The following is a 17,351-nucleotide window of genomic DNA, read 5'->3' on the forward strand; positions in this document are numbered from 1 at the left end:
CAAATGAATTTAGACGAATCTCTTTTCAAGGAAGCTTTAAAAATTCAGAATTTTGATTTTGATAATAATACAATCAAAGTTACTGATAAAACAATTGAGTTTCTAGAAAGTATTGATTTATCATCTGAAGCACTAGAGTTTTTAAAAACGTTTTCTTTTAGAGAAGAAATTGAATTTGGAAATGTTTATTTCAATTGCGTAAATAGAATCAGAACAGAAAATCAGGAAGAAGAAAATAAAGAAATTTATAAAAATAATTTGTTAATCATTGGCTCCGGTCTTAATGGGATCCAATTGTTTTAAATACAAAAACAGGAAATGTCGGATATGTTTTTCATGATATCCTTTGGGAAAATGACAGTATTGAAGATTTAGACAAAATTTATATTGACTTAAAAATGAGTGTCGGAACTTTCTTTTACAAATCAGTTACTGAAGAAGATTTTCCTATTGACGCTTACGAAGCAGAAGATTATATAAAATAAAAAATGACTCAAAACAAAATCAACATACAATCCTATATCAAAATCGAAAACAACGAAATTGTTCTCAACGGAACTTCTGTATTCAAAATTGAACCAACCGATTTTACAGATTTTGCCAAACAAGCCTATCGTAATTTTGAAATGCAGTATCCAAAGTTTTTTAAAATGGATGCTTTGAGCAAACTGGCATTTTTAGGTTCGGAATTGCTTTTGAGCCCGATTGTTTCTACTGACCCGAGCGATAGCGAACTGGCGAAGCAAAAAGAAAATAATATCGCTTTGGTTTTGGCCAATAAATCCTCAAGTTTAGATACCGATGTAAAATATCAGGAATCCATTTCAGACAAAGAAAACTATTTTCCGAGTCCGGCGGTTTTTGTTTATACACTGCCCAATATTTGCCTCGGCGAAATAAGTATACGCCATCAGCTGAAAAGTGAGAATTCTTTCTTTATATTTGATGCTTTCAACACCGACTTTATGTCTAACTATTCGGAAATATTGTTAAACACAAATAAAGCAGAAAAAGTTTTGTGCGGCTGGGCAGAACTTTTTAATGACAATTATAAAGCGTTTCTTTGCATAATAGACAAAGAAGAAAACGAAAAATACAAAAACGAAAATATCAATACATTATACCATAAATAATCATGGAAGCATTAAAAGCAGAATTAAAAAATAAAATTATTACGACTCTAAACCTTGAAGATATCGCTGTAGAAGACATTGCAGATAACGACCCTTTGTTTGGAGACGGTTTAGGTCTGGACTCGATTGATGCACTTGAACTAATCGTGATTTTAGATAAGGATTACGGAATTAAATTAGTGGATCCGAAAGAAGGAAAATCTATTTTCCAGTCTATTGAAACTATGGCGGCTTACATTGACGCTAACAGAACGAAATAATCACATAAATTTGTCAAAGATTGCTAATTAAAAAATTAGCGGCTCAGCGACTTTGCGAGATTAAATTTGTAGGCTTGTTTTTCTTAGCTGTTAGAAATATGCTCGCTAAGACGCTAAGTTTAATTTACAATCTAAAATCCGAAATCTAAAATGACAAAAGGTGTTGCCATAACCGGAATGGGAATTGTTTCTGCGATCGGAAATACGGTTGAAGAAAATTACGTTTCGTTAATCGAAAATAAAATCGGCATTGCTCAGATTCAGCATATTTCGACCGTTCACGCCAATGTAATTAAAGTCGGCGAAATCAAAAAAACAAATGAGCAGCTTATTGCCGAATTGCGTCTGGACGAAACCAATAATTTTTCGAGAACCGCTATGATTGGTACTTTGGCAGCCAGACAAGCTGTTAAAAATGCCGGAATTTCATCGATCAACGAATTCAGAACCGGACTCATTTCAGCCACCAGTGTGGGCGGAATGGACATGACCGAAAAGCATTATTATGATTATTTCGAAAAACCGGAACTGGTAAAATATATTACCTGTCATGACGGTGGTGATGTGGCAGATAAAATTGCCGAAGAGTTAGGTTTAAAGGGAATGGTTACGACAATCAGTACCGCCTGCTCATCAGCTGCCAATTCGATTATGCTGGGTGCCAGATTGATTAAAACCGGAAAATTAGATCGTGTAATTGTGGGAGGAGCTGATGCTTTGGCAAAATTCACTATCAATGGTTTTAAGACTTTGATGATTTTATCTGACGATTACAATAAACCTTTTGACAATAATCGTAAAGGTTTAAATCTTGGCGAAGCAGCAGCTTACTTAGTTTTAGAATCGGATGAAATTGTCGCAAAACAAAATAAGAAAGTGCTGGCAAGAGTTTCAGGCTACGGAAATGCAAATGACGCTTTCCATCAGACTGCATCTTCCGAAAATGGAGACGGTGCCTATCTGGCAATGAAAAAAGCGTTTGAAGTTTCAGGTTTAAAACCTTCTGAAATCGACTACATCAACGTACACGGAACCGCAACACCAAACAACGATTTATCGGAGGGAAGAGCTTTAAAAAGAATTTACGAAGACGAAAAAGTTCCGGATTTCAGTTCTACAAAACCTTTTACAGGCCACACTTTAGCAGCGGCCGCAGCAATTGAAGCTGTGTACAGTGTTTTGGCTATTCAGAATAATGTGGTTTATCCGAATCTAAATTTCGAAACTCAAATGGAAGAATTTGATCTGCAACCGCAGACTTCTTTAAAAAATAAAAACATCGAACACGTTTTATCCAACTCTTTTGGTTTTGGAGGAAACTGTTCGACCCTTATATTTTCAAAAAGCTAATGAAAAAAACATATATAAATGGAGTAGGCTGTATTTCGACTCAAAAAACATTTGATACTGTTTTTTTGGAAGAAGCGGTTGTAAATCATGATGAAAATGTACTGGCCGTTATTCCCCCGGTTTACAAAGATTATATTTCCCCTGCTGCAATCCGCAGAATGGCAAAAGGGGTAAAAAACGGAATCGTAGCTTCGGCCTTGGCTATGAAAGATTCCAATGTTGAAAACGTTGATGCGATTATAACCGGAACAGGTTTGGGCTGCATCGAAGATTCTGAAAAATTCCTAAAAAGTATTTTAGATAATAACGAAGAGTTTCTAACACCGACTTCGTTTATTCAATCGACTCATAATACAGTTGGTGCACAGATTGCACTTTTACAGCAATGCAAAGGGTATAATTTCACATATGTTAACGGTGCTGTATCATTTGAGTCGGCTTTGATTGATGCAAAAATGCAGATTGAAGAAGAAGAAGCCAATTCTATTTTAGTTGGGGGCGTTGATGAAAATGGAGATTACACCACTGCCCTTTTCAAATTAAACGGAAGAATTAAAAAAGACAATTCAGGTCCGTATGATGTTTTGACTTCTGCCACAAGTGGTGCTGTTTATGGAGAAGGTGCCAGTTTTTTTGTTTTGGAAAATGAAAGAAAAGAAAATACGTATGCTGAACTTTTGGATGTTTCGATTGTAAACACTCTGGAAGAAAATGAAGTTGAAGATGCAATTCAATCTTTTCTAAAATCGAATAATCTTGAAATTTCCGATGTGGATGTTTTGATTTTGGGTTTTGACGGAAATGCTGATTTCGAAAATTATTATAAAAATCTTGTTCAAAATTCGTTTGCTGAAACTCCTCAACTATATTACAAACATTTGAGCGGCGAATACGATACTGCTTCGGCTTTTGCTTTATGGATGGCTTCTAAAATTTTAAAAACACAGGAAATTCCGGAAATCATAAAATTAAATCCGGTTTCAAAACCATCTTATAAAACGATTTTATTATACAATCAGTTAAACGGAAAAAACCATAGTTTTACACTGCTGACAAAATGATAACGCACAAAAACATATCCCTGTTTTTTATCTTTTTGTTGCTTTTAGTATTTCTTCTAAATTTTTATACCGCAATAAATCTGTGGTTCTTTTTTGCTATAATTTTTATCTGGATCGGAATAAATGCTTTTGGTTCTGCCAGGATTTCATCTAATTATCATGTAAAGGCTTTCTGCGGTAATCCATTAGAAACAGAGAAAAAAATCGCACTTACTTTTGACGACGGTCCAAGTGAATTCACTTTAGAAGTTTTAGAACTTTTAAAAAAATACAATGTCAAAGCTACTTTTTTCTGCATTGGGAAAAATATTGCAGCGCATCCTGAAATCCTTCAAAAAGTGATAAATGAAGGTCATTTCGTTGGAAATCATTCGTATTCGCATTCTAAGTTTTTTGATTTTTATAATGCCAAAAGAATAATCGAAGAACTTCAGAATACGGATAAACTTTTAGAGAAATTCACTTCCAAAAAAATCAACTTTTTCCGTCCGCCTTATGGAGTTACCACGCCTTCAATCAGAAGAGCTTTAAAAGTTACCGGACATAAAGTAATCGGCTGGAATATTCGCTCGCTTGACGGTGGATTAAAAAATGAAGAATTAATTTTGAATCGAATTAAAAAACGGGTTTCTTCCGGCGGAATCGTACTTTTGCACGATACTGCCCCACATTCTGTTTTAGTGTTGGAACGGTTTTTGCAATTTTTACAGCAAAATCATTATGAAGTGGTTTCGATTGAAGAACTTTTGAATCTTAAAGCTTATGAAGACTAAATTATATTTTCTCCTTTTTTTACTAAACATCGGTTCTTTTACGCTTTTTGCTCAGGAACAAAAAATGACTCCTGCTGAAATAACTGCATTTAAAGAAGATGTAAATGTTGTTGCCAAAAAAATCAAAACCTTAAGCACGGATTTTGTCCAATACAAGCATTTGGATTTCTTATCGAAAGATATTGAAACTTCAGGAAAAATGTTTTTCAAGGAACCCGCATTATTGTCCTGGCAGTACAAAAAACCATACAATTACAGCATCGTTTTCAAAAACGGAAAAATCCTGATTAACGACGAAGGAAAGAAAAGCGCCGTTGATATGGGCAACAGCAAAATCTTTACCCGCATCAATAAATTAATTGTTGGAAGTGTAAGCGGAAATATGTTTGATGACAAAGAATTTACGATTTCATATTTTAAATTAAAAGGTCAAAATCTGGCGAAGTTCATTCCTAAAGATGCTACGCTGAAAAAATACATCAAACAAATTGAACTGACTTTTGACAAAGAAGAAGCAACAGTGGTTCAGGTAAAATTATTGGAATCATCTGACGATTATACCCGAATTGTATTAAAAAATAAAGTAATCAATGCAAAAATCGACGATTCAGTTTTTACTAATTAATTGCTTGCTGGCGATTATTTTGATTTCTTGTGGCTCAGTCACCAAAAATTATACGCCCAAAAAATTAGATAAAACCTCAATTGAAGTTCCTTATTTCTCAGACTCAAAAAGGGACTATGTTTACAAAACCAACATTACTGTTTACGGTCATGAAATGTCGGGAATTTTTATTGCCAAGAAAATAAATGATACTACGCATCGTGTCGTTTTTACAACTGAATTTGGAAATAAATTAATGGATTTTGAAATTTCAGAAAATGATTTTAAAGTCAACTCAATCGTTTCTGAACTTGACCGAAAAATCCTGATTAATACCTTAGAAGAAGATTTCAGACTGCTTCTCAAAAGCAAATATTGGATTCAGGAACAATTCGAAAACGAGGAAAACAACATTTATAAATCGGCAGACGGGAAACGAGACAACTATCTTTTCTTCTCCAAAAAAGATCAAAAATTAGAAAAAGTAGTCCGTTCTTCTAAAACAAAAGATAAAATAACAATTACTTTTACTTTAGAAAACGATATTTTTGCTAAAAAAATTGTCATTTTACATCAAAATATTAAGCTAAAAATTGAGTTAAACTATTTTAAATCAGAATAAAAAATTAAAATTAACCTAAAACCAAAATACACATGAAAAAAGTAATATTAATTTCATTCGTTTTATTTATTGGCCTTATCACAGCACAAGCACAGGTAAAAGTCAGCCCGGGACTTCGAGGCGGATTAAACTTTTCTACATTGACCAATATTGAGGATAATAATACTAAAACAGATTTTTATGTTGGTGGATTAGTAGATATTAAATTCAATAAATATTTTTCCTTACAGCCTGAAATAACGTATTCCAGACAGGGTGATGAAGGGACATACTTTGAAGACGGTCGTTATTATTCTGAAAAATATGAACTGAATTATATAACACTTGGAGCCGTTGCTAAGTTTAACTTTGGTGGAAGTGGTTTTCATATTCTGGCAGGACCTTCTTTAGATTTCAAAGTAGATGATAATTACATCAACTCTGATCCTGAAGGTTTTGACATGGCAATTGTTGCAGGTGTTGGTTATACATTGCCAAACGGGTTAGGATTTGAAGCCAGAATTAAACAAGGATTCATTGATATTTATGGCTATGAGGGAGTTGATGATGACTATTATTATGACGAAATAATTTTGAATCAGGTTTTCCAGCTTGGGATAAGTTATACTTTTAAAATGTAATGAAATTAGACTATAAAAGTATAATAGCTGTATTTTTCATCATACAGGCACAGGCACAGGTTAGTTTCAAGCCAGGTTTAAGAGCAGGTTTGGGTTTTTCGACGATTTCAGAAACGCATTCTACCTATAAAACAGATTTTTATGCAGGAGGTTTTGGTGATATTAAACTAGGCAAATATTTTGGCCTTCAACCTGAAATAACATACAGCAGACAAGGCTCCAATAATGTCAAACGGAATTATTATGATGAGGATTTAATTGCAGAGAAATTTAAAAAAGAAGATTTAACACTTGATTATTTGTCTTTTACATTATTAAATAAATTTACTTTTGGTCCTGGTATTCAGATACAATTTGGTCCATCGGCAGATTTCCTGATAAATCATAATTTAGTGAAAAGAAAAGATGCTAATGATTTGGCTTTTGTTACCGGAATTGGCTATCTTCTGCCATCTGGTTTAATGTTTGAAGCGCGGTTTAAAAAAGGGTTCTACGACATATTAGATAGCGATTATTATTACAATGATTCAAATAACAATTATCTTTTTGGCGATTATAACACAAATATTAATTTTCAATTAGGAGTTTCCTATTCGTTTGGAAAATAAAAAATATGGTTTTAAAAGACTTTTACAAAATACTTTCGGAAGAAAAAATATCCGATTCTAAATATAATATTACGATTCTGGTCAATGAAAAACATGAAGTTTTCGAAGGTCATTTTCCGGGAAATCCTATTATGCCTGGGGTTTGTATGATTCAGATTATTAAAGAACTGACAGAGAAAATCACGCAGCAGACTTTAATGATTCAGACGCTTTCAAATGTCAAATTTATGGCGCTTATAAATCCTGAAAACACTCCGGAATTACGTTTGGAGCTTGATATTGCAACAACCGAAGACAATTTGGTTAAAGTAAAAAACACAACTTATTTTAATGACACCGTTGCTTTGAAACTGAGTAATGTGTATAAAAAAATATAATTATGAAACTGCTACTGACATTACTTCTACTGGTAAATTTTTCAGGCAATCCGGATTTGGCTGCTATTCGAAAAATGTATGCTGACGTTACAAAATCTGAAAATAATGCCAAAGAGTTTGTAGCAAAACTTTCAGGCGTTTCAAATAATGATGATAAGATTTTAGTGGCTTACAAAGCGGCATCCATTTTACTTGAATCTAAATTTGAAAAAAAATTAGGTGAAAAAATTGAGCGTTTTAAAGAAGGCGCAAAATTGCTTGAAGCCACAATAAAAAGTGATCCAAGTAATATAGAAATGAGAATGATCAGGCTGAGCGTTCAGGAAGATGTTCCGGCTATTACGGGCTACAAGAAAAATATTAAAGAAGATAAAAAATTCATAATGACGTATTATGCTTCTCAGGGTACGGCTTTGAAAGATTATCTTAAAAACTTTGTTTTGCAATCTAAAAGCTTCTCTGAAAAAGAGAAGCAATTTGTAAAATAAAGTTCCAAAAAATACTACATGAAATCACAACAGGAATTACTTAATCCGACTAACTTTTGCGTTATTGTGCCTACGTACAACAATCAAAAAACACTAAAAAAAGTACTGGATTCTGTTTTAGATTTTACTTCAAATGTCATTATTGTTAATGATGGTTCGACAGATAAAACTTTCGACATTTTAAAACAATATTCGCAGCTTACACAAATTCACCATCCTAAAAATTTAGGAAAAGGACGTGCGCTTAGAAACGGTTTTCGAAAGGCAATAGAAATGAAATTCGAATATGCTATTACAATCGATTCTGACGGTCAGCATTTTGCGTCTGATATTCCAAATTTTATTGCCGAAATTCAAAATGAACCGAATTTATTATTGATCGGAAGCCGGAATATGACACAGGAAAATGTGCCGAAAAAAAGCAGCTTCGGAAACAAATTTTCGAACTTCTGGTTCAGGTTTGAAACCGGAATCAAACTTGACGATACACAATCCGGTTTTCGATTGTATCCTTTGCGATTGCTTCCGAAACAATTTTACACCAATAAATTTGAGTTTGAGATTGAAATCATTGTACGCGCTGCATGGAAAGGAATTACAGTAAAAAACATTCCGATTCAGGTTTTGTATGATCCTGCAGAACGGGTTTCGCATTTTCGTCCGTTTCGTGATTTTACCCGAATCAGTATTCTAAATACAGTTTTGGTAACTAATGCGCTGCTTTACATCAAACCAAGGGATTTTTTTCGAAGGGCAAAAAAAAAAGGATTTAAAAAATTCTTTTTAGAAGACATTTTAGAAAGCAAAGATTCAAATTTTAAAAAAGCAGCCGCAATTGCTTTAGGAATTTTTATCGGTCTTTCTCCTTTTTGGGGTTTTCAGACGATTTTGCTTTTTACTTTCGCAGCCTTATTCAGACTCAACAAAGTCATTGCTTATTTGACTTCAAATGTGAGTTTTCCTCCTTTTATTCCTTTTATAATCTACGGTTCATTAAAAATGGGAAGCTATTTTGTATCCAACGATGCACCCTTAATTTTAGACAGTTCGATTACACTCGACGATATTCAAAAAAATGCTACCCAATATATCGTAGGAAGTCTTATTTTAGCATCCGTTTCTGCGCTAACGATTGGTCTGATAAGTTATTTGCTTCTGACTGCTTTTAGCAAAAAAAAATTACAGTAAAACACATTTTGATTTCTCCATCAATAGCTTAAATTAATTCGTGGAAATTTGTGAAATTTGTGGCAAAAAATTAAACAATAATTATGCATCAATACTTCTATACTATCCATCAATTTGTAAACCGAAGAAAATCATTTTCGGTTTTTTTGGCTGTACTGATGCTTTTTGTATTTGGATTTTTTGCTTCTCAAATCAAATTTGAAGAAGATATAACCAAACTGATTCCCACAAATGACAAGGCTGATGTAACAGCGAAAGTTCTCAAACAGTTAAATTTTGCAGATAAAATAACCGTCATTTTCAAACTCGAAAAAAAAGGTTCTGAAGAAGATTTAAAAGAAATGGCAACTGCTTTTTCAGACAGCGTTTCTAAATCCTGCAAACCGTACATCACCGGAATTCAGGGAAAAATTGACGAAGAAAATATTCAGGAAACCATTGATTTTGTTTACAATAATCTGCCGCTTTTTTTAGATGACACAGATTATGCAGCCATCGAAAAAAAACTGCAGAAAGACAGTATTGCAGCAACAGTTCAGGAAAATTACAAATCCATTATTTCACCATCCGGTTTTGTTACTAAAGATTTTATTCTGCAGGATCCGCTGGGAATTTCGTTTATCGCCTTAAAAAAGTTACAACAGCTAAATGTTGGCGACGACTTTACGCTCGATAATGGTTTTGTGATGACCAAAGACAAAAAGAAATTATTGCTTTTTATTACTTCAGATATTTCATCGAGCGAAACCGAAAAAAATACTCTTTTTGCCGAAAAGCTAAAATCGATTCAGGAAAATTTAAATCAGCACTTTAAAACCAAAACCTCGATCAGCTATTTTGGTTCTGCTTTAATTGCTGTTGCCAATGCCAATCAGATTAAAAGCGATATTGTTTTGACGACGACCATCGCCATGATAACACTGATGCTGATTTTGATTTTATTCTACCGAAAAATATTAATTCCACTGATTATTTTTATCCCGACAGTATTTGGCGGTTTGTTTGCTGTTGCCTTTTTATATTTTGTAAAAGAACAGATTTCGGCTATTTCACTTGGAATTGGCTCTATTTTATTGGGAATCACGATTGATTATTCTTTACATATTCTCACGCATTACAAACACAACAGCGACATCAAAACCTTGTACAAAGACATTACGATGCCGGTCATTATGAGCAGTTCGACTACCGCAGTTGCTTTTTTATGTCTGCTTTTCGTAAAATCTGATGCACTGAATGATCTTGGGATTTTCGCTGCCGTCATTGTGATGGCCTCCGCATTTTTCTCGCTTTTGATTGTTCCGCATTTATACAAACCAAAAGAGAATAATTTTGAGCACAAGAAAAATGTGATCGATAAACTGGCTCATTTCTCCTTTCACAACAATAAATTTTTGATTGGTTTCTGTGTTTTAATTACGATTGTCTGCTGTTTTACTTATAATGATGTTGGTTTCAATAACGATTTGTCGCAGTTGAATTTTGTTCCGAAAGAAATCAAAGCTGCCGAAAAACAATTAGAAGAAAGCACGAGTCTGACTTCAAAAACCATTTATGTGGCTTCTTACGGAAAAAGTATGGAAGAAGTCTTGCAGCACAACAGCCAGCTTTCTGCCGATTTATCTAAAGAGAAAAAACAAAACAAAATATTGAATTTCAGTTCAGTTGGCGGAATTATGCTTTCGCAGAAGCAACAGCTTGAAAAAATTGAAAAATGGAATTCATTTTGGGATGCCAGTAAAAAACAGCTTTTAAAATCCGGATTAATTTCCGAAGGTTCAAAACTTGGGTTTAAACCTACCGCCTATTCTACTTTTTTCGATCATTTAAATTTTAGTTTCAAACCGATTTCTTCTGAGGATTATCTAAGAATTCAGGCTTTACAATTAAAAGAATTTATAACACAAAAAGATGGTTTTTATACGATTTCGACTTTGGTAAAAGTAACTCCTGAACAGCGGGATACTTTTGTAAAATCGGCTTCCGCCAAAGAAAACCTGATTGCGATTGACCGTCAGCAAATGAATGAAACGTTTTTCAGCACTTTAAAAACGGATTTTAATTCGCTTGTCAATTATTCATTTGTCGCTGTCATTTTAATTCTGTTTTTCTTTTTCAGAAGGATCGAATTGGTAATTTTAAGCTGTATTCCGATAGCCCTGACCGGAATCGTAACAGCAGGAATCATGGGAATTTTTGGCATTCAGATGAATATTTTCAGTATGATTGTCTGCACTTTGATTTTTGGTCACGGTGTTGATTTTAGTATTTTCATGACGAGCGCACTTCAAAAAGAATATACTACCGGAAAAAACGAAATTGCGATTTACAGAACGTCCATAATTCTGGCCGTAATTACAACCATATTAGGAATCGGTGCCATGATATTTGCCAAGCATCCGGCGCTGACTTCGATTTCATCAGTTTCGTTAATCGGTGTTTTTGCAGCCCTGATTATTACATTTATTTTCTACCCGATTCTTTTTAAAATTTTTATATCAAACCGATCCAAAAACGGAAATCCGCCTTTTGCATTACGCAGTTTGTTAAATGGTATACTTTCCTTTTCTTACTACGGTTTGGGCGGGATTTTAATGTCTCTTTACTGTTTGCTTATTATACCGATTCTTCCTGTAAAGGATAAATCGAAAATGAGTGGATTTCGTTTTGTGATTTCAAAATTTGTGAAATCAGTATTGTATTCAAATCCGTTTGTGGATAAAAAAGTGATTAATACTTTTAATGAAAATTTCGAAAAACCAGCGATAATTATTGCCAATCATACCTCATTTTTAGATTCTCTGACAATAGGAATGCTAAATCCAAAAGTTATTTATCTAGTAAATGACTGGGTCTACAACTCTCCATTTTTTGGCCCTATTGCTAAAAAAGCAGGTTTTTATCCCGTTACAGAAGGACTTGAAAACGGTGTTGAACATTTGCGCCAAAAAGCAAAAGAAGGCTATTCTATCATAATTTTTCCTGAGGGAACCCGTTCTGAAAGTAATCAGATTAAGCGTTTTCACAAAGGTGCATTTTATCTTGCCGAAGAACTAAATTTAGATATTCTTCCGGTTTTAATTCATGGTGTTTCAGAAGTGTTGCCAAAAGGCGATTTTATAATTTATGACGGCAGTATTACGGTTTCTATTTTAGAAAGAATTACTCCTGAAAATCATTCTTTCGGTAAAAATTATGCCCAAAGGACAAAACAGATCAGTGCCTTTTTTAAATCTGAATTCTCTAAAATCCGCCAGGAAATCGAAGGACCGGATTATTTCAAAAAGATGCTGATTCACAGTTATGATTACAAAGAAATTGAAGTCGTAAAAAGTGTAAAACAAAATCTGAAATCACAGCTCGAAACCTATTATCACCTAAACCTTTACATTTCGGCGAAAGCCAGAATCCTGCATTTAGCAAATGACTACGGGCAACTGGATGTTTTACTGACTTTACAGGAACCACAGCGAAAAATTCATTCGTATATTGCTGACGAAGAAAAAAGAGAAATTGCCACAACCAATTATATCGCTAAAAAGAGAAAAATATCATATCTGAATCAATTATCTGAGGTTGAAAATGAATATGATGTTGTATTAATTTCGGATGAAAACCTGAACAATTTTTCGGAAATCACTAAAGCTTCATCTATCATTTTAGTAAATTCTTCACGTTTAAAAAACGCAATAACTGACCTTGGTTTTGATTGTGTTTTAGAAAAAAATAACATTCTCATTTTAAAGAAAAATTAAAATGAAAGAGCAATACGACGCGGTAATTGTAGGAAGCGGTTTGGGCGGATTAGTTTCTGCCATTATTCTGGCTAAAGAAGGCTACAGCGTTTGTGTGCTCGAAAAAAACAATCAGTACGGCGGAAACCTGCAGACTTTTGTTCGCGACAAAACCATTTTTGATACCGGAATTCACTACATCGGAGGTTTAGGCGAAGGTCAGAACCTGCATCAGTATTTTAAATATTTGGGAATTATCGATCATTTAAATCTGAAGAAATTAGATGAAAATGCTTTTGATATTATTTCTTTTGAAGACGACAATACCGAATATCCTCATGCCCAGGGTTACGAAAATTTTATTCATCAGTTAGAAAAACATTTTCCTGAAGAAAAGGAAAATATTAAAAATTACTGCGAAAAATTAAAAGCGATTTGTGATTCTTTTCCTCTTTATAATTTAGAATGGGAAGGAAAATATGATGATGAAATTTTAATGCTCAACGCTAAAGAAACAATTGATTCCTTTACAGACAATGAAAAACTAAAAGCCGTATTGGCAGGTTCTAATTTTCTGTACGCTGGTCTTCCTGATAAATCACCTTTTTATGTTCATGCCCTCATTGTAAATTCGTATATAGAAAGTTCATGGCGTTGTATCAACGGAGGAAGCCAGATTACCAAACAGCTTTTGAAACAGCTTAAAAAACATGGTGGTGAATTTTATAAACATAAAGAAGTTACCCATTTTGAAGTCGAAAATCACAAAGTAAATTCGGTTAAAATGAAAGACGGAACACAGGTTTCCGGAAAACTTTTTATTTCGAATATTGAACCCAAAACTACTTTGAAAATGGCGGGTCAGGAGAACTTCAGAAAACCATTTTTTAACAGAATTCAAAGTTTGGAAGGCGTGCTTTCGGCCTTTAGTTTATATCTGGTTTTTAAATCCGAAACTTTCAAATACATCAATCATAATTATTATCATTTTAAAAATAGCGAGGAAGTGTGGACCGCTCACGAATATGATGAAAATTCGTGGCCAAAAACATATATGGCTTCCATGAATGCTTCGAAAGAAAATGAAATCTGGGCTGACGGAATGACTTTTATAACCTACATGAAATTCGATGATGTTTTGCCCTGGGCAGAAACGTTTAATACAACAGTAGAAAAAAACGATCGCGGTGAAAGTTATGAAGAATTCAAAGCCAGAAAAGCAGCTAAATTTTTAGATGAAATTGAAATAAAATTTCCAGGAATCAGAGATTGTATTAAATCTGTTCATACATCAACGCCTCTTTCCTATCGCGATTATATTGGTGGCGATAACGGAAATATGTACGGCTATGTCAAAGATTCCAACAATCCGATGAAAACTTTGATTCCATCCAAAACCAAATTAGAAAATTTGTATCTCACCGGACAAAGCATCAACATGCACGGGGTTTTGGGCGTAACCATTGGAGCTGTTGTGACCTGCTCTGAAATTGTTGGAAAAGAATATTTGATTACAAAAATTAATCAGGCTTAAACTGTGATGAAAAACCGAATTACATATTTTTTAATTATTGGTTTATTAGGAATACTGGTTTCCTGCGGTATAGCAAAATCAAAAAAACATCTGCCGGATATTTCAAATTATAATACAGCAAAACCAGTTGTAACAAAACTTTCTGACAGTTCTTTTATTTCTGGAATCAATTCGTTTTCAAAAAATAAACAGGGTCTTTGGGAATTATATGTCGAAGGAGATCCTTTAGAAATCGGACTTACAACGGGAGCACTGACCGATTCACTTTTGCAAAAACAGCAGCGTATTTTTTTCTCTAAAATAACCGATATCGTTCCGTCAAAATTTCAGCAGAAAATGCTTCGTCATTTTTTGAGCTGGTTCAACCGAAAATTATATCTGAATGTTCCTGAAGAATATCAAACAGAAATTTATGGGGTTTCGCAATATACTTCAACTGAATTTGACAACATTGCACCACAATATCAAAGAGGATTATATCTGCACGCTGCTCACGACATTGGTCATGCTTTGCAGGATTTAGCCTTGGTTGGCTGTTCGTCTTTTGCAGCATGGAATGAAAAATCTGAAGACGCAAATTTGATTCTCGGACGCAATTTTGACTTTTATGTAAATGACGCTTTCGCAGAAAATAAAATCATTGCGTTTGTAAAACCAAAACAGGGTTATAATTTTATGATGGTTACGTGGCCCGGAATGATTGGAACCGTTTCCGGAATGAATCAACAAGGTTTAACTGTAACCATTAATGCTTCAAAATCTAAAATTCCGCTTATTGCCAAAACACCGATTTCGATTCTGACCCGTGAAATTTTACAGCACGCTCAAAATATTGACGAAGCGATCGCTATTGCCAAAAAACGAAAAGTATTTGTTTCAGAATCTATTATGGTAGGAAGTGCTCAGGATAACAAAGCCGTTTTGATTGAGGTTTCTCCAAAAAAAATCGATGTTTATGATATGCCAAATACCAGTCAGTTAATCTGTTCGAATCATTTTCAGGGAGAAGCATTTAAGGATGATAAGCGAAATTTAGCACAAATTGCAGATAGTCATTCTGAATACCGATTTGAAAGAATGCAGGAGCTTTTATCTGAAAATAAAAAAATAAATCCGCAGATTGCTTCAGAAATTCTCAGAGATAAAAACGGTTTAAATAATCTTCCGTTGGGCTACGGCAATGAAAAAGCTTTGAATCAGTTAATGGCGCATCATGGAGTTATTTTTAAACCGAAAGAAAAACTGGTTTGGGTTTCGGCTAATCCTTATCAGCTGGGCGAATTTGTATGTTACAATTTAGATTCTGTTTTTAACGACAAAAAATCGAATGCGAAAATTTCATTTGAACAGGAAAAATTCAATATTGCCAAAGATCCTTTTATAAAAACAGAAGCTTTTCAAAACTATAAGAAGTTTAAAACTGAAGATCACAAAATGGATTTGTATCTGAAAAAAGAGGAAACAATTTCTTCTGAATTCATTGAAAATTATCAATCTTTAAACCCTGATTATTGGGTTGTGTATTATAAAACAGGATTGTACTTTTACCAAAAAAAAGAATTTCACCAGGCTCAGGTAAACTTTGAAAAAGCACTGACCAAAGAGATCACTACCGCTCCTGAAAAAGCAGAAATTGAAAAATATTTAAAAAAACTCAAAAGAAAATTACAATGATTCCGGCAATAGAAAAAAAATCTTTAGAGGAAATTAAAATTTTTCAGGAACAAAAATTAGCTGAACTTTTAGGGTATATCAGCGGGAATTCTCCATTTTATAAAAGACTTTTCGACGGACAAAATATTGATATTTCAAAAGTGAAAACGCTGGAAGATTTACAATTTTTGCCTGTAACTACAAAAGAGGATTTACAACAATACAACGATGATTTTTTGTGTGTACCGCAGTATAAAATTATCGATTACGCTTCGACTTCAGGTACTTTAGGTGATCCCGTAACTTTTGGTTTAACCGATTCTGACTTAGACCGATTGGCTTATAATGAAGCCATTTCGTTTGCCTGCGCCGGAATTTCAGAAGGCGATGTGGTACAGTTAATGACAACAATTGACCGAAAATTTATGGCTGGTCTGGCTTATTTTTTGGGTCTTCGAAAATTGAAAGTTGGCGTTATTCGTGTGGGTGCGGGAATTCCGGAAATGCAGTGGGATTCGATTTTAAAATACAATCCCAGTTATTTAATTACCGTTCCTTCTTTTCTTTTGAAATTAATTGAATATGCCGAAATCCACGGAATCAATTATAATAATTCGAGCATAAAAGGCGCCATCTGTATTGGGGAATCTTTGAGAGAACAGGATTTTTCGATGAATATTTTATCCAAAAAAATTACGGATAAATGGAATATCAAGTTGTATTCAACTTATGCTTCTACCGAAATGAGCACCGCTTTTACAGAGTGTGAACATGGAAAAGGCGGACATCATCATCCAGAATTAATTATTGTTGAAGTTCTTGACGAAAATAATATGCCGGTTAAAAACGGTGAAACCGGCGAACTGACTTTTACTACTTTAGGAATTGAAGCCATGCCTTTACTGCGTTTTAAAACCGGAGATATTGTACAGCTTCACAATGAACCATGTTCTTGCGGGCGAAATACTTTGCGTGTCGGTCCGGTTGTCGGCCGTAAAAAACAAATGATCAAATACAAAGGAACAACATTGTATCCACCTGCGATGAACGATGTTTTGAGCAGTTTTGATAATATCGAAAATCATCTTATCGAAATTTCTACCAATGATTTAGGTACGGATGAAATCCTGATAAAAATTGCGGTTAAAAACCAAACTCCTGAATTTCTGCAGGAAATAAAAGATCACTTTAGAGCTAAATTAAGAGTAACGCCAAAAATAGAATTCGCCTCAAAAGAAGTTTTAAATCCTTTGGTTTTTAATCCGATGAGCCGAAAACCAATTCGGTTTTTTGATTACCGAAATACCATATAGAAACTTATTTTTTTCACCATATAAGCTATATAA

At 33.9% G+C, this 17,351-nt stretch carries 17 protein-coding genes; all 17 read left to right on the top strand.

Going from position 1 to position 17,351, the window contains the following annotated elements:
- The first annotated feature begins 3 nt into the window (after positions 1 to 3).
- The 17 genes from GXM16_RS19280 (at position 4) to flxY (ending at position 17,318) form a co-directional block, all read left to right on the top strand.
- The gene (locus GXM16_RS19280) at positions 4 to 303 is read left to right on the top strand and encodes a hypothetical protein (RefSeq protein ID WP_163396131.1); all 300 of its coding nucleotides are present in this window, start codon (positions 4 to 6) and stop codon (positions 301 to 303) included.
- Positions 304 to 488: 185 nt separating this feature from the next.
- Positions 489 to 1,133, top strand: a complete 645-nt coding sequence (locus GXM16_RS19285) for a 3-oxoacyl-ACP synthase (RefSeq protein ID WP_163396132.1) — start codon at positions 489 to 491, stop codon at positions 1,131 to 1,133.
- 2 nt (positions 1,134 to 1,135) lie between these two features.
- Positions 1,136 to 1,393 carry a phosphopantetheine-binding protein gene (locus GXM16_RS19290; protein WP_135223264.1) on the top strand — a complete coding sequence of 86 codons (258 nt, stop codon included), beginning with the start codon at positions 1,136 to 1,138 and terminating at the stop codon, positions 1,391 to 1,393.
- Between the two features lie 150 nt (positions 1,394 to 1,543).
- Positions 1,544 to 2,743: a beta-ketoacyl-[acyl-carrier-protein] synthase family protein gene (locus GXM16_RS19295; RefSeq protein ID WP_163396133.1), complete on the top strand. Its 1,200-nt coding sequence runs from the start codon at positions 1,544 to 1,546 to the stop codon at positions 2,741 to 2,743.
- A complete protein-coding gene (locus tag GXM16_RS19300) occupies positions 2,743 to 3,804 on the top strand; it encodes a beta-ketoacyl synthase N-terminal-like domain-containing protein (protein WP_163396134.1) in 1,062 nt (353 codons plus the stop codon). The genes GXM16_RS19295 and GXM16_RS19300 overlap by 1 nt, the downstream gene beginning before the upstream one ends.
- Positions 3,801 to 4,577 (top strand): polysaccharide deacetylase family protein, encoded by a 777-nt coding sequence (locus GXM16_RS19305; protein WP_163396135.1) that lies wholly within the window; start codon positions 3,801 to 3,803, stop codon positions 4,575 to 4,577. Before GXM16_RS19300 ends, GXM16_RS19305 begins: the two co-directional genes overlap by 4 nt.
- A complete protein-coding gene (gene lolA2 / locus GXM16_RS19310; protein ID WP_163396136.1) occupies positions 4,567 to 5,202 on the top strand; it encodes a flexirubin biosynthesis/transport protein LolA2 in 636 nt (211 codons plus the stop codon). Before GXM16_RS19305 ends, lolA2 begins: the two co-directional genes overlap by 11 nt.
- Positions 5,168 to 5,803, top strand: a complete 636-nt coding sequence (gene lolB2, locus GXM16_RS19315) for a flexirubin biosynthesis protein LolB2 (RefSeq protein WP_163396137.1) — start codon at positions 5,168 to 5,170, stop codon at positions 5,801 to 5,803. Before lolA2 ends, lolB2 begins: the two co-directional genes overlap by 35 nt.
- A 32-nt stretch (positions 5,804 to 5,835) precedes the next feature.
- Positions 5,836 to 6,423, top strand: a complete 588-nt coding sequence (locus GXM16_RS19320) for a porin family protein (protein ID WP_163396138.1) — start codon at positions 5,836 to 5,838, stop codon at positions 6,421 to 6,423.
- Positions 6,423 to 7,031, top strand: a complete 609-nt coding sequence (locus GXM16_RS19325) for an outer membrane beta-barrel protein (protein WP_163396139.1) — start codon at positions 6,423 to 6,425, stop codon at positions 7,029 to 7,031. The genes GXM16_RS19320 and GXM16_RS19325 overlap by 1 nt, the downstream gene beginning before the upstream one ends.
- A gap of 5 nt (positions 7,032 to 7,036) precedes the next feature.
- On the top strand, positions 7,037 to 7,408 hold the full coding sequence (locus GXM16_RS19330; protein ID WP_163396140.1) for an ApeI family dehydratase: 372 nt from the start codon (positions 7,037 to 7,039) through the stop codon (positions 7,406 to 7,408).
- Between the two features lie 2 nt (positions 7,409 to 7,410).
- Positions 7,411 to 7,896, top strand: a complete 486-nt coding sequence (locus GXM16_RS19335) for a hypothetical protein (RefSeq protein WP_163396141.1) — start codon at positions 7,411 to 7,413, stop codon at positions 7,894 to 7,896.
- Between the two features lie 18 nt (positions 7,897 to 7,914).
- A complete protein-coding gene (locus GXM16_RS19340) occupies positions 7,915 to 9,084 on the top strand; it encodes a DUF2062 domain-containing protein (protein WP_163396142.1) in 1,170 nt (389 codons plus the stop codon).
- Between the two features lie 83 nt (positions 9,085 to 9,167).
- Entirely contained in the window at positions 9,168 to 12,839 is a 3,672-nt protein-coding gene (locus tag GXM16_RS19345; RefSeq protein WP_163396143.1) for a 1-acyl-sn-glycerol-3-phosphate acyltransferase, read from the top strand.
- Between the two features lies 1 nt (position 12,840).
- Positions 12,841 to 14,352, top strand: a complete 1,512-nt coding sequence (locus GXM16_RS19350) for a phytoene desaturase family protein (protein ID WP_163396144.1) — start codon at positions 12,841 to 12,843, stop codon at positions 14,350 to 14,352.
- Positions 14,353 to 14,358: 6 nt separating this feature from the next.
- A complete protein-coding gene (locus GXM16_RS19355; protein ID WP_163396145.1) occupies positions 14,359 to 16,026 on the top strand; it encodes a C45 family autoproteolytic acyltransferase/hydrolase in 1,668 nt (555 codons plus the stop codon).
- Positions 16,023 to 17,318 (top strand): flexirubin biosynthesis putative acyl-CoA ligase FlxY, encoded by a 1,296-nt coding sequence (flxY, locus tag GXM16_RS19360; RefSeq protein ID WP_163396146.1) that lies wholly within the window; start codon positions 16,023 to 16,025, stop codon positions 17,316 to 17,318. The genes GXM16_RS19355 and flxY overlap by 4 nt, the downstream gene beginning before the upstream one ends.
- Positions 17,319 to 17,351 lie beyond the last annotated feature (33 nt).

The sequence above is a fragment of the Flavobacterium limi genome (genome assembly GCF_010645075.1).
Classification (GTDB): Bacteria; Bacteroidota; Bacteroidia; order Flavobacteriales; family Flavobacteriaceae; genus Flavobacterium; species Flavobacterium limi.

Bases quoted from the DNA above. Each gene is read 5' to 3' on its own strand.
- GXM16_RS19280 (WP_163396131.1), top strand. From the start codon at position 4: ATGAATTTAGACGAATCTCTTTTCAAGGAAGCTTTAAAAATTCAGAAT.
- GXM16_RS19285 (WP_163396132.1), top strand. From the start codon at position 489: ATGACTCAAAACAAAATCAACATACAATCCTATATCAAAATCGAAAAC.
- GXM16_RS19290 (WP_135223264.1), top strand. From the start codon at position 1,136: ATGGAAGCATTAAAAGCAGAATTAAAAAATAAAATTATTACGACTCTA.
- GXM16_RS19295 (WP_163396133.1), top strand. From the start codon at position 1,544: ATGACAAAAGGTGTTGCCATAACCGGAATGGGAATTGTTTCTGCGATC.
- GXM16_RS19300 (WP_163396134.1), top strand. From the start codon at position 2,743: ATGAAAAAAACATATATAAATGGAGTAGGCTGTATTTCGACTCAAAAA.
- GXM16_RS19305 (WP_163396135.1), top strand. From the start codon at position 3,801: ATGATAACGCACAAAAACATATCCCTGTTTTTTATCTTTTTGTTGCTT.
- lolA2 (WP_163396136.1), top strand. From the start codon at position 4,567: ATGAAGACTAAATTATATTTTCTCCTTTTTTTACTAAACATCGGTTCT.
- lolB2 (WP_163396137.1), top strand. From the start codon at position 5,168: ATGCAAAAATCGACGATTCAGTTTTTACTAATTAATTGCTTGCTGGCG.
- GXM16_RS19320 (WP_163396138.1), top strand. From the start codon at position 5,836: ATGAAAAAAGTAATATTAATTTCATTCGTTTTATTTATTGGCCTTATC.
- GXM16_RS19325 (WP_163396139.1), top strand. From the start codon at position 6,423: ATGAAATTAGACTATAAAAGTATAATAGCTGTATTTTTCATCATACAG.
- GXM16_RS19330 (WP_163396140.1), top strand. From the start codon at position 7,037: ATGGTTTTAAAAGACTTTTACAAAATACTTTCGGAAGAAAAAATATCC.
- GXM16_RS19335 (WP_163396141.1), top strand. From the start codon at position 7,411: ATGAAACTGCTACTGACATTACTTCTACTGGTAAATTTTTCAGGCAAT.
- GXM16_RS19340 (WP_163396142.1), top strand. From the start codon at position 7,915: ATGAAATCACAACAGGAATTACTTAATCCGACTAACTTTTGCGTTATT.
- GXM16_RS19345 (WP_163396143.1), top strand. From the start codon at position 9,168: ATGCATCAATACTTCTATACTATCCATCAATTTGTAAACCGAAGAAAA.
- GXM16_RS19350 (WP_163396144.1), top strand. From the start codon at position 12,841: ATGAAAGAGCAATACGACGCGGTAATTGTAGGAAGCGGTTTGGGCGGA.
- GXM16_RS19355 (WP_163396145.1), top strand. From the start codon at position 14,359: ATGAAAAACCGAATTACATATTTTTTAATTATTGGTTTATTAGGAATA.
- flxY (WP_163396146.1), top strand. From the start codon at position 16,023: ATGATTCCGGCAATAGAAAAAAAATCTTTAGAGGAAATTAAAATTTTT.